Genomic DNA, 4,535 nt, shown 5'->3' with positions numbered 1-4,535 from the left:
GTTGGCGGGCTTGGCCCCGCCGCGGGTCTGACCGGCGTAGGCGACCACGTCCAGGGTGGACATGACCAGGCCCGCGCCGTTGCCGATGACGCCGACCTCGCCGTCCAGCTTGACGTAGTTCAGGCCCTTGGCCTTGGCGGCGACCTCCAGGGGGTCTCCCTCGGCGGCCGAGGCGAGGCTCTCCAGGTCCTGGCGGAACTCGGCGTTCTCGTCCAGGGTCACCTTGCCGTCCAGGGCGACCACGCGGCCGTCCGAGGTGAGGATCAGGGGGTTGACCTCGACCAGGGTGGCGTCCTTGCCGACGAACGCGTCCCACAGCTTGGTGATGACCTCGGTCGCGCCCTCGACGGCCGCCTCGGGCAGCTTGCCCGCACGGACGATCTCCGCGGCGACGTCGGTGGGAGCGCCGGTCAGCGGGTCGATGGCGATCTTGGCGACCGCGTCGGGGTTGGTGACGGCGACCTCCTCGATCTCCACACCGCCCTCAGCGGAGCAGATGGAGAGGAAGGTGCGGTTGGCGCGGTCCAGGAGGAAGGAGAAGTAGTACTCCTCCGCGATGTCGGAGGCCTCCTCGACCAGGACACGGTGGACCGTGTGGCCCTTGATGTCCATACCGAGGATCTGCTCGGCCTTGGCCTGGGCGTCCTCGGGGCCGTCGGCGACCTTCACGCCGCCCGCCTTGCCACGGCCACCGGTCTTGACCTGCGCCTTGACGACGACGCGGGGCTTGCCTGCGGCAGCGAACTCCTCGGCGATGGCACGCGCCTCAGCGGCCGTGCTCGCCACCTTCCCCTGGGGTACGGGAACCCCGTACTCTGCGAAGAGTTGCTTCGCCTGGTATTCGAACAGGTCCACGAGGGTCCGTCCTTGTAACTCGCTGGCTCAGGATGTCTACCGGGGTGGCCTCGTCCTGATCGGCTGTGATCCACTGATGTGTGTCACACGACGCAAAGCCCGGCGGGCTGAGCCGTTAGATCGAGATCGCCGCGGCGTTGCCACCCGCGACATGCGCAAAGCTTAGTCGCCCGAAATCCGGCCGCCGGACACCGGGGCGGCGTTCACCGGCCCGGCGGGTCCCCGAAAGCCGCTGATGGGGCACCGGAACAGCCCCCGCATGGGAAAATCTGTGACCAGGGACACGGTGGATAACAACACACAGGCGGCTTTTCGCCCGCCAGGGGACTCTTGGCCGCGTGCGACGCAAATCACGTGGAAGAGCTCGGGCCGCGTACGGCATGGCGTTCAGACCCGCCGGGGCCGAGGTGGAATTCCTCAGGCCGGGTTCAGGCGGCGTGCGCCGGACGTACGTTCTCCCGGACCCAGTCGGCGATCTCCGAGGTCGGCGCGCCCGGAGTGAAGATCTTGGCCACCCCCATGCGTTCGAGTTCAGCGATGTCGGCGTCGGGGATGATGCCGCCGCCGAACACCCGGATGTCCTCGGCGCCGTTCTCCTTCAGCAGCTCCAGCACTCGGGAGAACATCGTCATGTGGGCGCCCGAGAGCACGGACAGCCCGATGGCGTCGGCGTCCTCCTGCAGTGCTGCGGCCACGATCATCTCCGGGGTCTGGCGCAGCCCCGTGTAGATGACCTCCACCCCGGCATCGCGCAGTACGCGGGCCACGATCTTGACGCCGCGGTCATGCCCGTCCAACCCCGGTTTCGCGACGACGACCCGTGCCATGGCAAACCCCTCACGAACGTTCCCCCGGCCACCCGGCCCTCCTTGTGGGAGGCACCGCACCGCCGGGAAGGAGATGATGAACTCGCATGAAGGGTAACGCAGGTCACTACCGGATGACGGTCGCGGGGACGGGTATCTTCCCGAACATGGGAGACGATGTCACCGAATTCGACCAGATCAGCACGGAAGAACTGCGGGAACGCGCCTTCGAACTGGCGCGGAAGCGGTGGGACCTGCGTTTCTTCTGGAGGCTTCTCGGGCTGCTCCCCGCAGCTGAGGCGGCCGCGGGGAACGAGGAGGCCAGTGAGGCGAGCGTCGCCCAGGCGTCCGGGCTCGTCTACGAGGCCCTGTCCGCCGAGACCGACCCGCGAGTGCAGGAGGCCCTGCGCCCGGTCTATGTGCAGTACCTCCTCGAACACTCCTGAGTTCACGCGCTCCCGGGTTCCCCGGGCTTCCGGGGCCATGGCCCCGGGGCCCAACGCGCGGGCTCCCGAGGCCATGGCCGAGTCGATGTCCGAAAACCGCCAGCGTCCACCCCGCTCCATGGGTGACCATGGATGGCGTGATGGACGACGACCAGCGCTACCGCGCCGTACTCAGCAGGGATTCCCGGTTCGACGGGATCTTCTTCACGGCCGTGCGCACCACCGGTATCTACTGCCGTCCGAGCTGCCCGGCCGTCACCCCCAAGCGGGTCAACACCCGCTTCTTCCCGACCGCCGCGGCGGCGCAGGAGTCGGGCTTCCGCGCCTGCAAGCGCTGCCGCCCCGATCTGACTCCGGGGTCCCCCGAGTGGAACCTGCGGGCCGACGTGGTGGGCCGCGCCATGCGGCTCATCCAGGACGGTGCCATGGAACGGGGCGGTGTCAGTGCCCTGGCCTCCGCCGTCGGCTACAGCGAGCGCCAGCTCAACCGCCTACTGACGACCGAGCTCGGAGCCGGGCCGCTGGCACTGGCCCGCACCGAGCGGGCACAGACCGCGCGGGTCCTGGTGGAGACCACCGACATGCCGATGGCCGATGTGGCCTTCGCCTCCGGGTTCGCCAGCGTGCGCCAGTTCAACGAGACGATGCGGGCGGTCTTCGACCGCTCACCCACACAGATGCGTGCGATGGGGCACAGGGCAACGGTGTCCGGTGTGCCGGGCACGATCACCCTGCGCCTGCCCTACCGCGCACCGATCGACCTCGGGCAGATGCTGCGCTTCCTCGGGGACCGGGCGGTACCGGGCGTCGAGGAGTACCGTGACGGGGTCTACCGCAGGACCCTGCGGCTGCCGCACGGGCCCGGGGTCGTGGAGCTGTCGGAGGGTTCCGGACACGTCCTGTGCCGTCTGCGGCTGACCGAGCCGCGAGACCTGTCCAGTGCGGTGCGCCGGTGCCGCGGACTCCTCGACCTGGACGCCGACCCCCGGGCGGTCGCCGAGGCACTGGGCGAGGACCCGTTGCTGGGGCCGCTCGTGGCCGCGCACCCGGGGATACGCTCACCGGGTCACGTGGATCCGGCCGAGCTCGCGGTCCGGGCCGTGCTGGGCCAGCAGGTGTCCGTCCGGGCCGCCCGCACCCTGGCCGCCCGCCTGGTGGAGCGCTTCGGGGAACCTCTCGAAAGCGGACCGGACGGCGGGCTGACCCACGTGTTCCCCACCCCGGAGAGGCTGGCCGGGGCGGACCCGGCGGTCTTCTCCATCCCGGTCGCCCGGGGCCGCGCCCTGGCGGGCCTGTCCGAGGCGATCGCCTCGGACCGGATCCACCTGGGGCCGGGGTGCGACCGGGAGGAGGTCGAGCGGTGCCTGGTGGAGTTGCGCGGCATCGGACCGTGGACGGCGGGCTACATCCGGATGCGCGGCCTGGGAGATCCCGACGTGTTCCTCCAGGGCGACCTCGGTGTCCGGATGGCGCTGGAGGCCAGGGGCGGGAAGGCGACTCCGGCGGCGGCCGCGGGACGGGCCCGGGCCTGGAGTCCGTGGCGGTCCTACGCCAACCACCTGCTGTGGGCCTCCCTCCAGGACGCCACGGCGCAGGACAAGGAGAAGGAAGCGGTATGAACAAGCAAGCCGAGTCGGACATGCTTCCGCTGGACATCGTGGCGGCGAAGCCCTCGCGTAGCAGGACCGTCGAGTTCCGTTCCCCGTTGCCGGGGCCCACCCGGTACACGACGATGGCCTCACCCGTCGGGGAGCTGACGCTGTACGGCGACGGTGAGGCACTGGGCGGTGTGCTCACCGCGGACAAGGAGGGCGGAACCCGGACACCGCCCCGGGACTGGGTGCCGGATCCGGACTCCCGGCTCTTCGCCGAGGCGGTCGCGCAGCTCAACGCCTACTTCGCCGGTGAACTGCGCGAGTTCGATCTGCCCCTGTCCCCCGTCGGCACCGAGTGGCAGTTGCGGGTGTGGGCGGCCCTGACCACCATCCCGTTCGGGGAGACCGCGAGCTACGGCCAGCTGGCGGAGGAACTGGGGAGGCCGACCGCGTCCCGGGCGGTCGGTATGGCCAACGGCCGCAATCCGATCAGCATCATCGTGCCCTGCCACCGGGTAATCGGTGCCGACGGCTCGCTGACCGGCTACGCCGGCGGGCTGGAGCGCAAGAGTTTCCTTCTCGGCCTGGAGGCGAAGAGCGCGAGGAAGTGAACTCCGGAGGGGCTGGGACACGCGGAAAGAAGCGCGTCCCAGCCCCTTCCGGTTGCACTCGGAAACGATACTCCGAGCCATTCACGATCGCACAACCCCCCGGCACACAACAAAAAACACACAAAAAAAGGGGGCCGCCCACAAAGGACGACCCCCCCACAACAAACCGTGGCAGCAACCTACTCTCCCACCCCACCACAGGGCAGTACCATCAGCGCAAAG

5 protein-coding genes are annotated in these 4,535 nt (G+C 69.7%); 3 read left to right on the top strand and 2 right to left on the bottom strand.

Annotated elements, in window-relative coordinates; all coding sequences use genetic code 11:
* Positions 1-855 (bottom strand): ATP-grasp domain-containing protein (locus tag FYW95_RS27410; protein WP_159945721.1); only part of this gene is annotated, 855 nt, incomplete at its 3' end.
* 428 nt (positions 856-1,283) lie between these two features.
* Positions 1,284-1,682, bottom strand: coding sequence for a coenzyme B12-dependent isobutyryl CoA mutase small subunit (locus tag FYW95_RS27405; RefSeq protein ID WP_159945720.1), 399 nt, complete (start codon positions 1,680-1,682; stop codon positions 1,284-1,286).
* A 146-nt stretch (positions 1,683-1,828) separates the two neighbouring features.
* Between FYW95_RS27405 and FYW95_RS27400 the strand changes: the two genes are divergently transcribed.
* From FYW95_RS27400 to FYW95_RS27390, 3 genes are all read left to right on the top strand, one after another.
* The gene (locus FYW95_RS27400; RefSeq protein WP_159945719.1) at positions 1,829-2,107 is read left to right on the top strand and encodes a hypothetical protein; all 279 of its coding nucleotides are present in this window, start codon (positions 1,829-1,831) and stop codon (positions 2,105-2,107) included.
* Positions 2,108-2,247: 140 nt separating this feature from the next.
* Positions 2,248-3,726, top strand: a complete 1,479-nt coding sequence (locus FYW95_RS27395; protein ID WP_305081047.1) for a DNA-3-methyladenine glycosylase 2 family protein — start codon at positions 2,248-2,250, stop codon at positions 3,724-3,726.
* The gene (locus FYW95_RS27390; protein ID WP_159945718.1) at positions 3,723-4,313 is read left to right on the top strand and encodes a methylated-DNA--[protein]-cysteine S-methyltransferase; all 591 of its coding nucleotides are present in this window, start codon (positions 3,723-3,725) and stop codon (positions 4,311-4,313) included. The genes FYW95_RS27395 and FYW95_RS27390 overlap by 4 nt, the downstream gene beginning before the upstream one ends.
* Positions 4,314-4,535: the final 222 nt, after the last annotated feature.

It is taken from the genome of Nocardiopsis sp. FR4, from assembly GCF_009830945.1.
Classification (GTDB): Bacteria; Actinomycetota; Actinomycetes; order Streptosporangiales; family Streptosporangiaceae; genus Nocardiopsis.
This window is presented reverse-complemented; position numbering and strand designations above follow the sequence as displayed.